16 protein-coding genes are annotated in these 16743 nt (G+C 41.0%); all 16 read right to left on the bottom strand.

The window, feature by feature from the left end:
• Positions 1-5: 5 nt before the first annotated feature.
• Complete coding sequence (locus ATK78_RS20530) at positions 6-1091, bottom strand: glutaminyl-peptide cyclotransferase (RefSeq protein WP_133578017.1); 1086 nt, start codon at positions 1089-1091, stop codon at positions 6-8.
• Positions 1072-1434 (bottom strand): YraN family protein, encoded by a 363-nt coding sequence (locus tag ATK78_RS20525; protein ID WP_133578016.1) that lies wholly within the window; start codon positions 1432-1434, stop codon positions 1072-1074. Before ATK78_RS20525 ends, ATK78_RS20530 begins: the two co-directional genes overlap by 20 nt.
• A complete protein-coding gene (gene dnaG, locus ATK78_RS20520) occupies positions 1434-3407 on the bottom strand; it encodes a DNA primase (protein WP_133578015.1) in 1974 nt (657 codons plus the stop codon). The genes ATK78_RS20525 and dnaG overlap by 1 nt, the downstream gene beginning before the upstream one ends.
• 275 nt (positions 3408-3682) lie before the next feature.
• Positions 3683-4348 carry an SGNH/GDSL hydrolase family protein gene (locus ATK78_RS20515; protein WP_133578014.1) on the bottom strand — a complete coding sequence of 222 codons (666 nt, stop codon included), beginning with the start codon at positions 4346-4348 and terminating at the stop codon, positions 3683-3685.
• Between the two features lie 48 nt (positions 4349-4396).
• On the bottom strand, positions 4397-5344 hold the full coding sequence (locus tag ATK78_RS20510; protein ID WP_133578013.1) for a hypothetical protein: 948 nt from the start codon (positions 5342-5344) through the stop codon (positions 4397-4399).
• Between the two features lie 2 nt (positions 5345-5346).
• Complete coding sequence (locus ATK78_RS20505) at positions 5347-6534, bottom strand: M20 metallopeptidase family protein (protein ID WP_133578012.1); 1188 nt, start codon at positions 6532-6534, stop codon at positions 5347-5349.
• Positions 6524-6982 (bottom strand): SPOR domain-containing protein, encoded by a 459-nt coding sequence (locus ATK78_RS20500; RefSeq protein ID WP_166664934.1) that lies wholly within the window; start codon positions 6980-6982, stop codon positions 6524-6526. Before ATK78_RS20500 ends, ATK78_RS20505 begins: the two co-directional genes overlap by 11 nt.
• A gap of 69 nt (positions 6983-7051) precedes the next feature.
• On the bottom strand, positions 7052-10369 hold the full coding sequence (secA, locus tag ATK78_RS20495) for a preprotein translocase subunit SecA (protein ID WP_133578011.1): 3318 nt from the start codon (positions 10367-10369) through the stop codon (positions 7052-7054).
• Positions 10370-10506: 137 nt separating this feature from the next.
• Positions 10507-10809 (bottom strand): hypothetical protein, encoded by a 303-nt coding sequence (locus tag ATK78_RS20490; RefSeq protein ID WP_133578010.1) that lies wholly within the window; start codon positions 10807-10809, stop codon positions 10507-10509.
• Positions 10810-10878: 69 nt separating this feature from the next.
• A complete protein-coding gene (locus ATK78_RS20485) occupies positions 10879-11664 on the bottom strand; it encodes an NIPSNAP family protein (RefSeq protein WP_133578009.1) in 786 nt (261 codons plus the stop codon).
• A 5-nt stretch (positions 11665-11669) separates the two neighbouring features.
• On the bottom strand, positions 11670-12941 hold the full coding sequence (gene purD, locus ATK78_RS20480; protein WP_133578008.1) for a phosphoribosylamine--glycine ligase: 1272 nt from the start codon (positions 12939-12941) through the stop codon (positions 11670-11672).
• Positions 12942-13268: 327 nt separating this feature from the next.
• On the bottom strand, positions 13269-13739 hold the full coding sequence (locus tag ATK78_RS20475) for a tetratricopeptide repeat protein (RefSeq protein WP_133578007.1): 471 nt from the start codon (positions 13737-13739) through the stop codon (positions 13269-13271).
• Positions 13740-13750: 11 nt separating this feature from the next.
• A complete protein-coding gene (locus ATK78_RS20470) occupies positions 13751-14059 on the bottom strand; it encodes a hypothetical protein (protein ID WP_133578006.1) in 309 nt (102 codons plus the stop codon).
• 45 nt (positions 14060-14104) lie between these two features.
• The gene (locus ATK78_RS20465) at positions 14105-14863 is read right to left on the bottom strand and encodes a hypothetical protein (protein WP_133578005.1); all 759 of its coding nucleotides are present in this window, start codon (positions 14861-14863) and stop codon (positions 14105-14107) included.
• A gap of 96 nt (positions 14864-14959) precedes the next feature.
• Positions 14960-15706 carry a DUF3667 domain-containing protein gene (locus ATK78_RS20460; RefSeq protein WP_133578004.1) on the bottom strand — a complete coding sequence of 249 codons (747 nt, stop codon included), beginning with the start codon at positions 15704-15706 and terminating at the stop codon, positions 14960-14962.
• Between the two features lie 125 nt (positions 15707-15831).
• Complete coding sequence (locus ATK78_RS20455; RefSeq protein WP_133578003.1) at positions 15832-16377, bottom strand: ORF6N domain-containing protein; 546 nt, start codon at positions 16375-16377, stop codon at positions 15832-15834.
• Positions 16378-16743: the final 366 nt, after the last annotated feature.

The following is a 16743-nucleotide window of genomic DNA, read 5'->3' as shown; positions in this document are numbered from 1 at the left end:
TTCCGTTATTGCGGAACTAAGGTAATTTCAAAAAGCTTAGGCCATTTCTTTCCGGTTACAAACAAGCGCTTGCCCTTATTGTCCCAGGCAATGCCATTCAGCACATCATTGGCCGCTTCATTATCATTTTTAAAATATCCCTTTGCCAGTAATCCGCTTAGGTTAATCTTCTTTTCAACTACACCTGTACCCGGGTCTATCACTACAATATAATCCTGCTGGTAGATATTCGCATAGATCTTGCCATCAATGTATTCGAGTTCATTGATGTATTCAACAGCACCTTTATCATCATAAACATCAATCATGCTTTCTTCTTCAAAGGTATCCTTGTTCAAGAAATAGAGGCGGTTTGTACCGTCAGACTTAATTAATCTTCTGCCATCAAAGCACAGGCCCCATCCTTCACGGCTATTTTTATACGGAAAAGTGCTCAACTGCTTCAAGGTCCTGGCGTCAAAGACAAAGCCGATGTTTTCCTGCCAGGTCAGCATCGCAATCTTATCGCCAACCAGGGTTGCACCTTCCCCAAAATACTGGTTGTCCAGGTTAATCCGCTGCAAGGCCTTACCAGAAGCCAGATCTACCCAACGCAATGTAGAACTACCCTTTTCTCCGGTACTTTCTAAGAACCTGCCCTCGTGAAACTCTAAGCCCTGGGTATATGAAGTGGTATCATGCGGATAAACGTTTACGACCTTATAACTATAGTCCTGTGGTTTGTTTGCTGCATTAAGTACAATATTAATGGTTGCGGTATCTTTCTTATTCTCTGTATCAATAATTGCGGTAATCAGCTTATAACCTACAGAGAGACCAGTTGTCTGCAGCACCAGTGGCTCTGAGCTGTCTTTGTTTCCAACCGGCTTGCCATCCAGGAGGTAGCTTACCCCGGTCAGCTTTTCACCTTTAGGAATATCCAGTTCAATTTTAACAGGGTCACCAACTTTAAAGGTTTGTCCTTGTTCAGGCAGCTTAAAGCTCAGATAAGAACCTCCGTTCGTATTCTTATTGCAGGAACTGATCAGCAAAATGCTGGATACAGAACACAATACAACTAATGCTTTGATATTAACTCGGCCAAAATGCATCTTCGATATGATTAATTTTATAAATATCCTTATTTTCAAAAACAATTGCAATAATATCAAACCGAATCTCTCCCTGGTGGTTCACGCGGTCAATATATATCCCGGATGCAAATTCAAGCTGTCGCTCTCTTTTCCGGTCTACAAACTCTTCAGGCTGTCCGTAATGCACCGATGTACGGGTCTTAACCTCAACAAAGATGAGTTTACCATCCTGGTTTGCAATGACGTCAACTTCGGCTCTTCCGCACCTCCAGTTCATTTTTACAATGTGATAACCCAGGTTTAGCAGGTAATCTCTGGCAATCTCTTCGCCCCTTCTGCCCAGGTCATTGTGAATAGCCATTATTTTAAGATCACAGAACCCAGAAACTTGGAGATCTCTTTTTCTACGCCTTTTATAAATGAATACCGGCCCATCAGGATCTCCTGGTTTACCGGGTCAATCTCTGTTTTAATTTCACTCAGGATCTGAAGGAGCATGCGGTCAACCTTACGCTTCTTCAGGTGAAATATGCCACCCAATATTGTTGCTTTCAAGTTTACCGTTTCATCCCGAACATAGATCTTATGCTTGTTATACCAGTTTTCACTCAAGCTATATGGGGAGGTAGAAAGGGTAATGGCCAGATTTGCAATTTCACGGTCCTGACCTTTAATAAACTGGTTGGCCACCGGTAAGTGTCCATTTTCAATCTCGTCCCTATAGGTTTCAATAATGCGTTTGCACAACCCGTCTTCAAATACTACATCAGAAAGGTTCTGCATGATGAAAGAGCCGATGTACATGTTATCAATTTTATCCCAGTTTACGAGCTCATGTCCAAACGCAAGTAATAAGCGGACAATTTCCTGTTCCTGCAGCTGGTCATTATCCGGCGAGGCGTCAGACTCTGGTTGAGAAAAAGGATCGGGGTTTTCAAAAAGGTTATCTGGCGGACCATCCTGCGGATGTGCCTGATATTGTGATTGCTGGGCAAATGATGTATTATTTCCTGCGGATGCTTTTTTAAATTTAGCAGCGCGCATTTTATTGAGTTCAGAAAGAAGCACCCTTTCTTCTACCTGCAGCAGGTTACTGCATTCCCTGATAAATACAGAAGCCTTAATATCATCCGGAATCTTAGCAATACTCTCCACAATATCGCGGATAATACCTGCCCGTTTAATGGGATCAGAGCCGGCCTCCTTAAGCAGGATATTCGCCTTATAAAGAATAAAGTCCTTGCGGTTATTCTCAATGTATTTCTTAAAATCGCCGGCACCAACATGATGCATGTACGAATCAGGATCATGACCATCCGGAAACGAGACCACCTTAACATTCAGGCCTTCTTCCAGGATCATATCCAGACCACGCAAGGAGGCTTTAATACCGGCAGCATCACCATCATACAAGATGGTTACATTCTCGGTAAAGCGCCCGATCATACGGATCTGCTCTGTAGTAAGTGATGTACCGGAAGAGGCCACTACGTTCTCAACACCGGCCTGGTGTACCGATAAAACATCGGCATAACCTTCTACCAGGTAACAGTTATCAGTTTCCCTAATGGCCTTTTTAGCATGGAACAAACCATACAGCACATTAGACTTGTGGTAAATATCACTTTCCGGAGAGTTTACATACTTAGGAACATTTTTATCGGTCTTTAAGGTACGTCCGCCAAAGCCGATGATCCTTCCGGTAAAGTTATGGATCGGGAACATTACCCGCCCTCTAAACCGGTCATACAGTTTGCCTTTATCATTTCTGATCGCCAGTCCGGTCTTTTCCAGGTATTCTTCCTTATGGCCGGCAGCAACGGCGCCGTTGATCAGCGCATCCCAAACATCGGGCGAATAGCCCAGTTGAAATTTCTTAACAATGTCTTCCCTAAAACCACGTTCCTTAAAATAGCTTAAACCAATGGCCCGGCCATCTTCGCCAGTCCACAGTTCATTGGCAAAGAAATTTGCGGCGTATTCAGAAACAATGTATAAACTTTCACGGGCATTTTGAAGTTCGATATTTTGCGGCGACTGCACCGTCTCTTCAACCTCAATGTTGTACTTGTTGGCCAGAAACTTTAGGGCTTCCGGGTAGGAGTACTTCTCATGGTCCATAATAAAATGGACCGCATCACCCCCCTTACCGCAACCAAAGCACTTATAAATACCCTTGGTTACCGAAACATTAAACGAGGGGGTCTTTTCATTGTGAAAAGGACAATTCCCAATCAGGCTGGTTCCCCGCTTTTTTAAAGACACAAAATCACCCACCACCTCTTCAATACGGGCGGTATCCATAATTTTGTTGATGGTATCCTGATTGATCATCTATTACGCTTTCCTTCTCTCTATGATTATTATCCCCTTCGCATCAGCGATGAGGCTATTCGGTAAATACTTTATTTTTATACTGGTTATCCCGCTTTCCAAACCGGGTTATTCCCATTGATTATGCATCCTTTTATCTGGTTATTATGCCTTCCGGTTTCACATTGCATAAGCTATCACTTATTCAAAAACCGTCCTTAATCGACAATACAATACATTAATTTGTTAACAGATAAAATCCTGTGATCTGGATCGTAATGAGCGTTTTTAAATTCCTATTGAACCAGCGGCAGCAATTTCTCTGCAAGGATCTGATTGCCCTTCGCATTTAAATGTACTTTATCGGTAGTCAGGATTCCTTTTTCAGCATCGTCCGGGTTATTTTCAGCGCTGTACGTTTTAAAGATGTTCCTTAAATCGCATAGCGGAAGGTTATTTGTTGTGGCCAGGTCACGGATGGCATCTGAATATTTATCCAGGTCGGCATCCATTTCATTGGCATTGTTCTTTTTCTCACCAATTACAGCCGGAGTGCACAGCACAACCTTAGCACCATTAGCTTGAATTTTATTGATCAGTGCCTGATAAAACTTAATGAACTTATCATAGTCTGTACCTGTTTTCGAAGAAAGCTTATGCCATACATCATTAACACCAATATAGATCACCACCAAATCCGGTTTCTTGTTCAATACATCCTCTTCCATGCGCAGATACAGGTCGTAAACCTTATTACCACCAATACCGGCTCCGATCACTTCATATTTAGTAGAATCCAGCGACTTCTTGATCAAATTCACATAACCACCTTGCTTTACGCCGGCCTGCGTAATAGAGTCGCCAAAGAAAATGATCTTTTTAGGTTTATAGTTCATAGCAGAGAAAAGTAAGACCAGTAAGAATACGGGCAGCAGTACCAGTGATTTAGTGTAAAGTTTCATACCAATTTTTTAGCCGGTGAATAGCCGGGGTTATAAAGTTAAAGAAAATTATTTCCCTTTTCCAAGGTGATAATCTTTGTGGACAATTAAAAAACTCGCCCGTTCTTCCTTCTTAAGCGGATAATCCCAGTTACCCTGATAGGTAATCTTGGTAGGCAGTTTCTCTCCACCAAAATAGCTCATCTCAATGTTCATCTGCACATCAAAATCAAATAGCATGTTGCTGTATTTCATATCCACATAGCGGCCAAGAATTTCGAAGTTACGCCTGTCAAAAATGGTGGTCAGTGTTTTAATCATCAGCCCGTCCTTAGTGCCATTGCTCAGATCTTTCTTTACGGCAACCTTAAAACGGTAAACCGGGATCGAGTCCAGATATATACCGCTATCGTAAGAATAGTCATAATACTGGCGCATATTGGCGGTAAAGATCTGGGTCTTGTTGCCAATAAACGGTAATCCTTTAATGGGCCTGCCCGGGGCAAAGATCAGGGTCTTCAGCTTATCCTTGTAACTTTCGTTACTGCCACCAGATTTGCCGCCATCTGCAGGGGCATCAGAAACAAAATCGGTACTGTAGGCATTCATAAAAATGTAATCAAACATCTCCACGGTATACAACTGGTATTTGCCATTCTTCTTATATACATTTCCGGTATCCTGTTTAGCGAGGAATTCCATCTTATACGGGCCGTCATTGTTGTGTTTAATCTTACGGTAAATACGTCCTTCAACCTTATTTTTCTTGTTGTAGGTATAGATCCGGTTTTCAGCAATGAAGCTGTATCTCTTCATATTCTTAAACGACTGGTAAAAACTCTCATCGGTAATGATGGCATTGATGAATGTTTCAATCCCAAATTTCTGACCAGTGATCTTTACATTAGAATCCAGTTGTATGGTTTTAATCGTATCCGGGTTAAAACGGTTAATCTCCTGGGCAAAGCCTGCGTGTGCAGCTACAATAAGGGCAGCAAATATCAATAATCTCTTCATTACTAGTTTCCAAGTTGCTTAAGTGCAATGTAAGCCATTAAACCGGTAGAGATTTGAAGGGCATCTTCATCAATGTCAAAGTTAGGCGTATGTACCGAATATGTAGTATTCTTCTCTTTATTACCGGTACCCAGCCTGTAAAAGCAAGCGTCGGTAACCTGAGAGTAATAGGCAAAATCTTCGGCGGCCATCCAGATATCCAGGTCAACCACATTTTCCTTACCCAGGTAATCTTCGGCAAGCGCACGTGCATTGGCAGTCAGCTTTTCTTCATTGATCAAAAACGGGTAGCCGTCCATGATCCTGAACTCGCAGCTGCCACCCATACTTTCGGCAATCCCTTCGGCCATTTTCTTCATTAGGCGCTTGGCCTCTTTACGCCAGTCTTCATTCAGCGTTCTAAACGTACCTTCCAGCTTTACCTCATTCGGAATAATATTGGTAGCCCCGTTAGCCTGTACCTTTCCAAAAGAAAGAACAGAAGGTAAACGCGGGTCTGCATTTCTGCTTACAATTTGCTGTAAAGCAATGATAATATGCGAAGCGATCAATACCGGATCAATGTTCTGATGCGGTTGCGCACCATGTCCGCCTTTACCATGAACGGTAACATACAGTTCATCCGTAGAAGCCATATAAATCCCCGAACGGAAACCTACTTTACCGGCATCGATCAACGGCATTACATGCTGGCCAACGATAGACTGCGGCTTCGGGTTTTCCAGCACACCTTCCTTAATCATGATGCTTGCGCCACCGGGAAGCACCTCTTCCGCAGGTTGAAAAATTAGTTTTACCGTTCCGCCAAACTCAGCTTTTAAGCTGTTCAAAATATAAGCAGTACCCAACAAAGAAGAGCTGTGTACATCATGTCCGCAGGCGTGCATCACACCAGGGGTTTTAGACACATAAGGCTTTTCATTGGCTTCCAATATTGGAAGGGCATCCATATCGGCACGCAGGGCGATGATCTGATCAGAGGGAAGATCACCTGTGATCAAACCAACCACACCGGTATTGGCCATATCAGAAAAAGGAATTCCCCATTCCGTTAAATGTCCCTTGATATATGCAGAAGTCTTGTATTCATGAAATGAAAGTTCCGGATTGGCGTGAATGTGCTGGCGATAGCCAACTACCTGCTCAAAAATATCTTTAGAAATTGCCTGGATCTTATCTTTATTTATCATTGCTGTATTCTAAGTTAGGTGCATTAATTTTTTCCCTGAATATAAAAAGGGTAGGAAATACCGGTCTCAGTTCATTGATCATCCGCTGGGCTTCCAGCCTGGTCCTGAAGTCGCCAACGCGTAAATAATAATTGGGCTCTTTGTAGGTAATGTAGGTATTAAAGGTTGGAAAAAGCGATTTAAACCGTGCTTGTTCATTAAACACTTCCCTTCGGTTTGAGCCATAAAAAACCTGTACCCTGTAGCCTATTTGAGATACCACAGGCAACGGCCTGGCTGCATTGCTTCCACTTACACCCGCAGGCTTTACCGCAGCAACATTCAGTTGAATACGCCTGGCGATCAGACTGTCAATCATGGGGTCTTTAATTACGGTAACCACTCCGCGCGTTTGAGCGAGCAGGCTAAACGTAAGACAACAAAAGATACCGGTAAACGCTAATTTCATGAAAGGTCTTTAAATAAAGAATGCCGAATTCCTTTTACAAAAATCGGCATTCTTTATGTGTATTACAAATTACAATCCTGCTCCGTGGCAGTTTTTGTATTTCTTACCGCTACCACAAGGGCAGGGCTCATTTCTTCCAACAGTAACTTCCTTACGAACCGGCTGCTGCGGGGCAAGTTCCCGTGTATCGTCCATTTCAGGCATCGCACCTGCAGAGCTGCTGGATTGTGCAAACTCAGGCTTAGACATTTTTAAACGGTTAGGAGCCGGCCTTGCTGCCTGTGCCTCGCGTACATCATTGGGATCTGTTTGTACCGGGATCCCGCCTTTATATAAGAAACTTACTACTTCTTTATTTACCGCATTCAGCATGTTCTTGAACAAGTTAAATGCTTCCATTTTATAAATGATCAACGGGTCTTTCTGCTCGTAAACTGCATTTTGAACCGACTGCTTCAACTCATCCATTTCACGCAAGTGCTCTTTCCAAGATTCATCGATTAAAGCCAGTACAATGGTTTTCTCAAAAGATTTAGTTACCTCACGGCCGCCATTGTCGATGGCTTTCTTTAAGCTAACCGGAACCTGTACATGACGAATTCCATCGGTAAACGGAACAACGATCTGCTCAACCTGTTCACCGCGCTCCGCATAAACCTGTGTCAATACCGGCAGGGCCTGGTTAATGATCGCATCAGATTTACGCTCGTAGAAGGCAGTAACCTCTTCAAACAATTTCTCTGTTAAATGAGGAATACCTTTAGAAGCAAATTCATTTTCATCAATGGTGGTGTCGGCAGAGAAGTTTTTGATCACTTCCAGCTTAAAGCCTTCGTAATTACCTTCTGCTTTATATTCCGCAACAATATCTTCGGCCACATCATATACCATGTTGTTCATATCAACATCTAAACGCTCACCGAACAATGCATTTCTGCGTTTTGCATAGATCACGGTACGCTGAGAGTTCATCACATCATCATATTCCAGCAAACGCTTACGGATCCCGAAGTTGTTCTCTTCCACTTTCTTCTGTGCACGCTCAATAGATTTGGTGATCATAGAATGCTGAATTACTTCGCCATCCTCAATACCCATTTTCACCATGATGTTAGAGATCCTTTCAGAACCAAACAAACGCATCAGGTTATCTTCCAGTGAAACGAAGAACTGGGATGAACCCGGATCTCCCTGGCGACCTGCACGACCGCGCAGCTGCCTGTCTACCCGACGGGACTCATGACGCTCAGTACCTACAATCGCTAAACCACCGGCATCCTTAACGCCCGGGCCTAATTTAATATCCGTACCACGACCAGCCATGTTGGTTGCAATCGTTACCTGACCTGGCTGACCAGCTTCAGCAACAATATCCGCCTCTTTCTGGTGCATCTTCGCATTCAGCACATTGTGCTTAATACCGCGAAGCTTTAACATCCGGCTTAACAGCTCAGAGATCTCAACCGAAGTAGTACCTACCAATACCGGGCGGCCAGCTTCTGTTAATTTAACGATCTCTTCAGCAACTGCATTGTATTTTTCACGTACTGTACGGTATACATAATCCTGGTGATCAGTTCTTGAAATAGCCCGGTTAGTAGGAATCTCAACCACATCCAGCTTATAGATAGACCAGAACTCACCAGCTTCTGTTGTTGCCGTACCCGTCATACCGCAAAGCTTGTGGTACATCCGGAAAAAGTTTTGAAGCGTAACCGTAGCATAGGTTTGTGAAGCATCTTCCACTTTCACATTTTCTTTAGCTTCAATGGCCTGGTGTAAACCGTCAGAGTAGCGGCGACCATCCATAATACGACCGGTCTGCTCATCAACAATCTTAATTTTACCTTCATCAATGATATATTCTACATCAATCTCAAATAAGGTATAGGCTTTAAGCAATTGATTTACCGAGTGGATGCGTTCCGCTTTGATTGAATAATCACGCATCAATGCATCTTTCTGGCTAATCTTATCTTCGCTGCTCAGGGTTGATTTCTCAATCTCGGCAATTTCAGTACCTACATCAGGAAGCACAAAGAAACTGCTGTCTTCACCAGATTTGGTAATCAGCTCAATACCTTTTTCAGTAAGCTCAACCTGGTTGTTTTTCTCATCGATGTAGAAAAACAATTCAGAATCTACCTTAGGCATGTTCTTAGACTGATCAGCCATGTAGTAGTTCTCTGTTTTCAATAAAGTTTGCTTAACGCTGCCCTCACTTAAAAACTTGATCAAAGCTTTATTTTTAGGTAAACCACGGTGGGCACGCAATAATGCCAAACCACCTTCTCCTTCTTCAGGACCGGTTTTACCATCGTTTATTAACTTCTTAGCTTCATTTAACGCGCGGGTAATGTACTCTCTTTGTGCCGTAACCAGGCGCTCAATACGCGGTTTTAACTCATAGAACTCGTGCTGGTCACCAAAAGGAACCGGACCAGAAATGATCAATGGGGTACGGGCATCATCAATCAAAACTGAATCGACCTCATCCACCATGGCAAAATGCAGCTTGCGCTGTACCAGCTGATCTGGAGTTTGCGACATGTTATCACGCAGATAGTCAAAACCAAATTCATTATTGGTACCATAGGTAATGTCTGCCAGGTATGCATCGCGGCGCTCCTGAGAGTTTGGTTCATGCCTGTCAATACAATCCACTTTAATCCCGTGGAATTCAAACAAAGGGCCATTCCATTCCGAGTCACGTCGTGCCAGGTAATCATTCACCGTTACAATGTGAACACCTTGTCCGGCAAGTGCATTTAAATATGCAGGCAACGTACTTACCAGGGTCTTACCCTCACCAGTAGCCATCTCTGCAATTTTACCGTTATGCAGCACCATACCACCAATCAACTGAACATCGTAGTGTACCATGTTCCAAAGAACCTCGGTACCTGCCGCATCCCATTTATTGGCCCAAAGTGCTTTATCACCCTGTATGGTTACATTTTGCTTACGGGCAGCATAATCCTTGTCAAACTGGGTAGCAGTAACTTCAAGAAATGCGTTTTCAGAAAAACGTCTGGAGGTTTCTTTAACTACCGCAAATGCCGAAGGCAAAATCTGGGTTAAAACTACTTCCAGTTCTTTATCACGATCTTTAATCAGTTCATCGATCTGATCGTAAAGTGCAGTTTTCTCACCTAAAGAAAGCTCCTGACTTTCGCCATCCGCTTTTAAGCCATCAATTTTTTCATTAATGCTGGCTAAAGCTGTAGCAATAACTTCTTTAAAGTAAACCGTTTTATTACGCAGCTCGTCGTTGCTAAGTGCAGAGAGTTTGGCGTATTCTTCGTTTATCTGAGTTACTATAGGTTGTAAAACCTTAATGTCTCTTTCTGATTTGCTTCCAAAAATCTTGGTTAAAAATCCTAACATGTGTATATATGTGTTTTTAGTATTTGTAATTAAAAAATGATCAAATCACAACAACCAGGCCATATCAGCTATTAAGCCACAATGTCAGTTGCCGTGGGGGTATCAGGTATCAAAAATTTCCTGTAAAGAATGGGGAGTTAAGGGCTGTTATTTTTAGGGGTATCGGTTATCGTCAGGTCAACGATAATGTGGTCACTTACGCAATATCTTTTAACATCCTGCTGAGGCTGTACGCCAATAGCGGTTAGTTCACTGTAAGATAAGAAGAACGGGAACCGTGGATCTTCGGGTTGTCCCTGATTTACTGAGGCCGAAGAAGTGCTTACCTGTTGCTTGTCGCAGTACTGTTTGGTTAAGAGTCTATAGCCTTCCACACGCTCTGCCCTTGCCAATTGGGTAAGGCTAAAAAAAACGAGTGATAAGGTTAAAATATGTCTCATGTGCGCGGCAAATCTAACTTTAATCTTTTATATATTAAAATCTGGGGTTATAAAGCCCTTTAAAGGCGGTTAAATGTCTGAATAATCTGTCGGATACAGAAAGGTAATGGTACTTTTAGAAACGGTGTTCTTATATTCTTCAATGGCCGAAAGCTCTTTCCAGTAAGCATCTTTGCCAAATGCATCCCAATGTGCATCCCTTGCCGCTTTATTGTCAAACGTGGTTAAGTACATGAGGTTAGGCATTCTCGCTCCGGCGATTACTTCGCCATAAAAAACAGCATTAAAGCCCAGGCGTTTAAAAAGGCCGATCTCATCGCCGGTATTGAACATTTTAAGCTTGGTACGGTATAGTTTTTCAGTAGGCCCTTCATAGCTGCGCAGTTCATAGATGCGGTCTGCCTTAGGCGTATTTACTGCAGACAGGTTAAAATGAGGGTTGCCATCAAATGCATTTAACAAAATGGTTTCAATCCGGTCGTATGGTGTTTCATTGTAGGCGGCATCCAAATACGCAGCGCCATCTTTATTATAGACAACATCCTTTTCCAGTTTTTTATCCAGTTTAGAAAAGTCGGCCATGGAGCGAAAAGGGATAAACACATAGATTAAGCGTTCGTCTGTGTTTACATTGAAGTCTGCTTTCTTTACCGTTTTAAATACGCCGGCCTTTGCAATCCCTGCACGGTGTAAAGCGGGCAGGTACGCATTTTGTAAAAAGTCTTCAACTTTTTTCTCCTGTGCGGCACTCTTAAGGTGATAGATCTTTATCTGATAAAAATCTTTTGAAGCCGCAAAACCCATGGTTACAGATAACAGGAGCGTAAACAGCAGTAGTAGACTAATCTTTTTCATAATATTTAAACCAGGTCAAACCCAATATCTTCTCTAAAATATTTACCGTCAAAATAGATGCGTGCCGCATCAGCCGTGGCAGACTGCAGGGCCTCAAACTGAGTATCCTGTAAACTTGTGATCGCAATTACGCGTCCGCCGTTTGTTTTGATCACACCAGTTTCCAAAATGGTACCTGCGTGGAAAGCCAGCGACTTGCGGATATTCTCAATCCCTGTTATGGTCTTGCCTTTTTCATAATCACCAGGATAACCCCCGGCAACAATCATTACGGTAGCGGCATTCTTCGGACTGATGTTTAACTTATAGTCTTTCAGTTTCCGCTTTCCGGCAGCTACAAACAGTTCTACCAGGTCATTTTCTATCCTGGGTATAACGCTTTCCGTTTCCGGATCGCCCATACGGCAATTGTATTCAATTACAAAAGGTTTCTCATTTACCTTAATCAGTCCAAAAAATATAAAACCGGTATAATCAATCGCATCTTTCTTTAATCCGTTTACGGTAGGAATGATGATGTCTCTTTCTACCTCGTCCAAAAATGCCTGGCTGGCAAATGGAACGGGAGATACAGAACCCATACCGCCGGTATTCAGGCCGGTATCTGCTTGTCCAATCCTTTTATAGTCTTTTGCTTCCGGCAAGATCACATAGTTATCGCCATCGGTAAGTACAAACACCGAAAGTTCAATACCACTTAAAAACTCTTCAATAACTACGGTAGTTCCGGCATCGCCAAACTTACCGCTCAGCATTAATTTCAATTCTGCCTGTGCTTCTGCCGGGTTGTCTAAAATCAATACGCCTTTACCAGCAGCTAATCCATCGGCTTTTAACACAACCGGCATCGCATGAGCCTGCAAATAAGCAAGGCCATCTTCCAGGTTGTCTTTGGTAAAAGAGCGTGATGCTGCAGTAGGGATGCCATGTCTGGCCATAAACTGCTTAGAAAAATCTTTACTTCCCTCTAAAATAGCCCCTTCCTTTTTAGGGCCGATTACCGGAATTTGCGATAAGGCACTGTCTGCAGCAAAAAAATCATGAATACCGTTTACCAATGGTTCTTCCGGACCAACTACAACCAGCTCAATACCTTCTTTAAGAACCAAAGCTCTAACCGCTTCGAAATTATTGGGATTCAAGTTTACGTTTTTACCGTAAGCACCTGTACCCCCATTACCCGGTGCGATAAATAGTTGTGAGCATTGATCAGATTGGCTGATCTTCCAGGCAAAAGCACTCTCTCTGCCCCCGGAACCTAATAGTAGAATATTCATACCGGCAAAGATAACAACTAAACTGATATAAGAAATGACTAGTCAGGTTTGGCAGGCAGATATCACTTATATTCCCATGCTCAGGGGTTTATGTATATGTTTGCCATCATAGATATGTACAGTCGCAAGATCGTTGGCTGGAGCATTTCTAATACCATGACGGTAGAATGGTGTCGGGATGTGCTGATGGAAAGGGAAGAGCGCTGGATATGTGTCTATTGAAAGGTTCTGGAGGTCATTGAAGCAGGAATACAATTATTTGAATCCACCTCAGGGTGGCATGGAATTGTTCCAGGGTGTGACAAGGTATGTCGAGTTTTATAAAACCTAAGAATCCCCATCTTTGGTGACATTTTTTTTTTCATAAATATCTCCCTTAGATATATCTTTGATCATTATTCTATAATTCTTTTTACCATTAACAGATCCTAATTCAGCTGATCGTTTATATAACTCTAAGGCCTTATTTAAATCCAATTCGCAACCTATTCCCTCTTCATAAAACGATGCTAAGTTATTGCAAGCTTCTGCATGACCATTATTACATGCTTTAGAATACCAATAAATACATTTTTTAGGGTTATATTTTGGATTATTAATTCCCAAAAAACCCATAGATTCATATTGTTGTCCCAGATCAAAAAAAGCGTCAGTGTATCCTAAATAAGCTGATTCCTTTATTAATTTAAAGTATTCATAATATACTGAGATCCTTTCATCTTCATCTAGATCATTTGGATACTTATGAAGCTTTTCGTGTAATAACGTCGCAAAAAAATATGCTTTCTTTCCTTTCATATCATCTAAGATTATTTGCTATTCCACCAATCAAAAAAGCCCGGTGGTGCTACTTTACTAGTGGTTTTACCTGTATGGCTATTCTTTTCTAAAACATTTCCAGGTTTATCCGGATCAGGTTTTAACTTTTTAAAGGGATTATTTGTACCGCCTGCACTTCCAGCTTGATTGCGTTCACCTTTTCCACTTGCCATAACAAGTTGTTGCTGGAACGCTTCTTCTCTCTTAGTTTCATAATAATATTTAGTTGCCTCGTCTGCAATTACGCCAACTGAATAAATAACGAAGCCAGCACCTATAATCGCTCTTGCAACCCGCACTGGATTATAGTGCTAACGGCTTTCATATTGAGCTACCGCCGGTATCTAAATTTGAACCAATACCTCTTTGGCAATAAATCTGATTTCTTCCCTTATATCCTCACTATTTCTATCTTTAGGATTATAAATAATACGATAATCCCCGTTTAAATTCACCTGAATACAAAACTCTTTTGAGTCATTAAATATTTCAAACACATCATTATTCATCCACTTAGCTGACTTCGCCAGGCGGTAGTAAAAGAAATACACAGGTGCTGTTTTAAATAATGGCAGAATTTTAATCACTTTATGATGGTCATCTAAAAAAGCAATTTGGATTAATGTATATCCTATAAAATGCCCGGCAGTTACTATAGCGCTAAAAGTCCTATTTTTATTGTGCTTCAGCCCACCACACAATTTTAAACTTAATTTATTATTATTTTCCTTAATTAGGTGATGTGCAAAATCAACATTCGTAAGATCGAGTCTAAGGTGTTTATAAAGTTTCAATAAACATTCATAACTATGATCAACCAGCAATTCTATTTTTTTTGCCGAAGCGCATGTTTTAAAAAGATCAAAAGGAAAGGTCTCAGCTATAGTATAAATACTTTCTCCAATTTCTTTAGGGGAGATAAGTAAAGCATTAGTTTCGTTGGAAAATTCAATTATTAGTTTCTGGGTTTTTATAATTAAAACTATCGGCAAATAAAAAGTATATAGATTAGTTACCAATGCTGAATAATCAATAAAATCTTCGTGATCAGATATCCTTTCAGAATTTCCAGTTATTTGAATGTATAATCTTTTTTCTTTCATTCTACTTAATGGGGAATAGCACCGCACAAAAACTAGATATATTTTATATAAGATCCGAATTCAAAATCTTCACTATATTGATTATTCTCTCTTATACTACCGTTGCATTTGCTGTACAATCCCAGAAATGATTCCAATCACAAACGATAAAAGCATGTAGGAAACAGGAACTGCGATACTTCTTAAAAACAGTGCTTTTTTAGAATAATTGTAGCCTGAAAAGAATTGATAATAAACCCATATACTGTACACCAATCCAAATCCGCTTACCACTACAACGTATAGAAAGAGCAACACCTTTGTATTCGTATAGAAAACGGTAAGCGCTGTCATTAATAAACCAATGATCAGTTCAGGAATAATCCGGTAGGAGTTCAAAACCAAATGTTCTGAGAAATTTAGCTTTGTCTTTCTAAACCAGATGAAACTAAAAAACGAGTATATCGGAATGGTAATGATCAAAACGAGTTTCGGATACTTTGCCATGAACTTTTCTACAGCACTCATTAATTCTTTGCTCTCTTTAGGCATCAAATCAGCCAAATGAACATGCGAATAGGGTGCTATCAAGCTTGATAGCGTTACCAAAAGCAGAATTAAAGTAACAAAGCTAAAGTAGTTGACCCTTTTACCCTGAACAAACTCCCTTATACCGTGCCCGGGTCTCGTAAAGAGTTGTTTAAGGGTGTAAAGAATCCCCTTATCAACATGCCAAACCCCATGTATAAAGTCGTGCTCAATAAAATGTTTGATGGAGTACCGGTGCGTAGTTGATTTTTGACCGCAATTTGGACAATAGTTGTATTGGATCGACGAGGAACAGTTTAAGCAGTTTGGAGCCATTAAAATAGAAGTTGTTGCTCAAATATATGCAAATAGTTATTATAGAATAGATTAAAGGATTAAAAAAAGAATTCTGTCATACCCATATCTTTTATTTATTGGATGTCACAGAATGTGATATCCAATTATTTTTTATTGGGGCTAATCTTATAACCTATAAGTTTACGTTCCAGCAGTGGCTGGTCTTTTTTCTCCAGCAATTCATCCAGATATTGAAATACTACTTCCATATTTTTATCTTGATTATCCAGTTTCTTCTTAATTTTCTCTACTTCCAGGCGAAGTTCGGTATGTTCGCTTAGCATCTGTCTAATACGGGTAAATGTTCTGATGATCTGTATGTTTACTTCAATTGCAGTTTCGCTGCCAAGTATGCTAGACAACATCGCCACACCTTGTTCAGTAAAAACATTTGGTGGCTTCCTTAGCCCCATCTTTTCTTTATTGGATATCACATTCTGTGATTTCCAATCCAATAATTCCTTGCTGGTCATCCGGAACATAAAATCGCCTGGAAAGCGTTTCTCATTCCGTTTTATAGCTTGGTTCAACACGCGGGTTTCCACGTCATACATTTCTGCAAGATCTCTGTCGAGCATTACTTTGTAACCTCTAATCAGGTATATTTTATTGATGATAACATCTTCAGATACCACTATAACTTTGCTCATTGCTTCTTTTTAATATCGCTGATCTCAGCGGGTGGAGTACTATATTCACTAATTCGTGAATAAGAATTGATATCGGGTATCTACATAATACGATTACATCCGTTAACCTTAATGATTATTTAATGAATAACCAAATACCGCAATTCTACCTTTCGTAAACCCATGATTGCAACAACAATAATCTAATTATTCATCCCAATCGGTATAATTTTAACAATAAAAAAAGGGCAACCTCGCCAGGTGCCCTCTTCAACTTTACTAAAAAACTATATCTTATTTTGCTTCGTTTGCAGTTAACTTAACCGCTTTCATTGCTACAACAGCTGATGTGGTATTTTTGCTTACAAACTTATCCAGTTTTGCATT

Origin of the sequence: Pedobacter metabolipauper (assembly GCF_004362715.1) — a bacterium.
In the GTDB taxonomy this organism is placed as follows: Bacteria; Bacteroidota; Bacteroidia; order Sphingobacteriales; family Sphingobacteriaceae; genus Pedobacter; species Pedobacter metabolipauper.
Note: the sequence above shows the minus strand (reverse complement) of the source record. Positions and strands in the feature narration are given on the sequence as shown.

Excerpts from the sequence above, each read along its gene's own strand:
- dnaG (WP_133578015.1), bottom strand. The coding sequence starts at position 3,407 with ATGATCAATCAGGATACCATCAACAAAATTATGGATACCGCCCGTATT.
- ATK78_RS20460 (WP_133578004.1), bottom strand. The coding sequence starts at position 15,706 with ATGGCTCCAAACTGCTTAAACTGTTCCTCGTCGATCCAATACAACTAT.
- ATK78_RS20490 (WP_133578010.1), bottom strand. The coding sequence starts at position 10,809 with ATGAGACATATTTTAACCTTATCACTCGTTTTTTTTAGCCTTACCCAA.
- ATK78_RS20510 (WP_133578013.1), bottom strand. The coding sequence starts at position 5,344 with ATGAAGAGATTATTGATATTTGCTGCCCTTATTGTAGCTGCACACGCA.
- secA (WP_133578011.1), bottom strand. The coding sequence starts at position 10,369 with ATGTTAGGATTTTTAACCAAGATTTTTGGAAGCAAATCAGAAAGAGAC.
- ATK78_RS20475 (WP_133578007.1), bottom strand. The coding sequence starts at position 13,739 with ATGAAAGGAAAGAAAGCATATTTTTTTGCGACGTTATTACACGAAAAG.
- ATK78_RS20530 (WP_133578017.1), bottom strand. The coding sequence starts at position 1,091 with ATGCATTTTGGCCGAGTTAATATCAAAGCATTAGTTGTATTGTGTTCT.
- ATK78_RS20485 (WP_133578009.1), bottom strand. The coding sequence starts at position 11,664 with ATGAAAAAGATTAGTCTACTACTGCTGTTTACGCTCCTGTTATCTGTA.
- ATK78_RS20455 (WP_133578003.1), bottom strand. The coding sequence starts at position 16,377 with ATGAGCAAAGTTATAGTGGTATCTGAAGATGTTATCATCAATAAAATA.
- ATK78_RS20505 (WP_133578012.1), bottom strand. The coding sequence starts at position 6,534 with ATGATAAATAAAGATAAGATCCAGGCAATTTCTAAAGATATTTTTGAG.
- ATK78_RS20515 (WP_133578014.1), bottom strand. The coding sequence starts at position 4,348 with ATGAAACTTTACACTAAATCACTGGTACTGCTGCCCGTATTCTTACTG.
- purD (WP_133578008.1), bottom strand. The coding sequence starts at position 12,941 with ATGAATATTCTACTATTAGGTTCCGGGGGCAGAGAGAGTGCTTTTGCC.
- ATK78_RS20525 (WP_133578016.1), bottom strand. The coding sequence starts at position 1,434 with ATGGCTATTCACAATGACCTGGGCAGAAGGGGCGAAGAGATTGCCAGA.
- ATK78_RS20465 (WP_133578005.1), bottom strand. The coding sequence starts at position 14,863 with ATGAAAGAAAAAAGATTATACATTCAAATAACTGGAAATTCTGAAAGG.
- ATK78_RS20500 (WP_166664934.1), bottom strand. The coding sequence starts at position 6,982 with ATGAAATTAGCGTTTACCGGTATCTTTTGTTGTCTTACGTTTAGCCTG.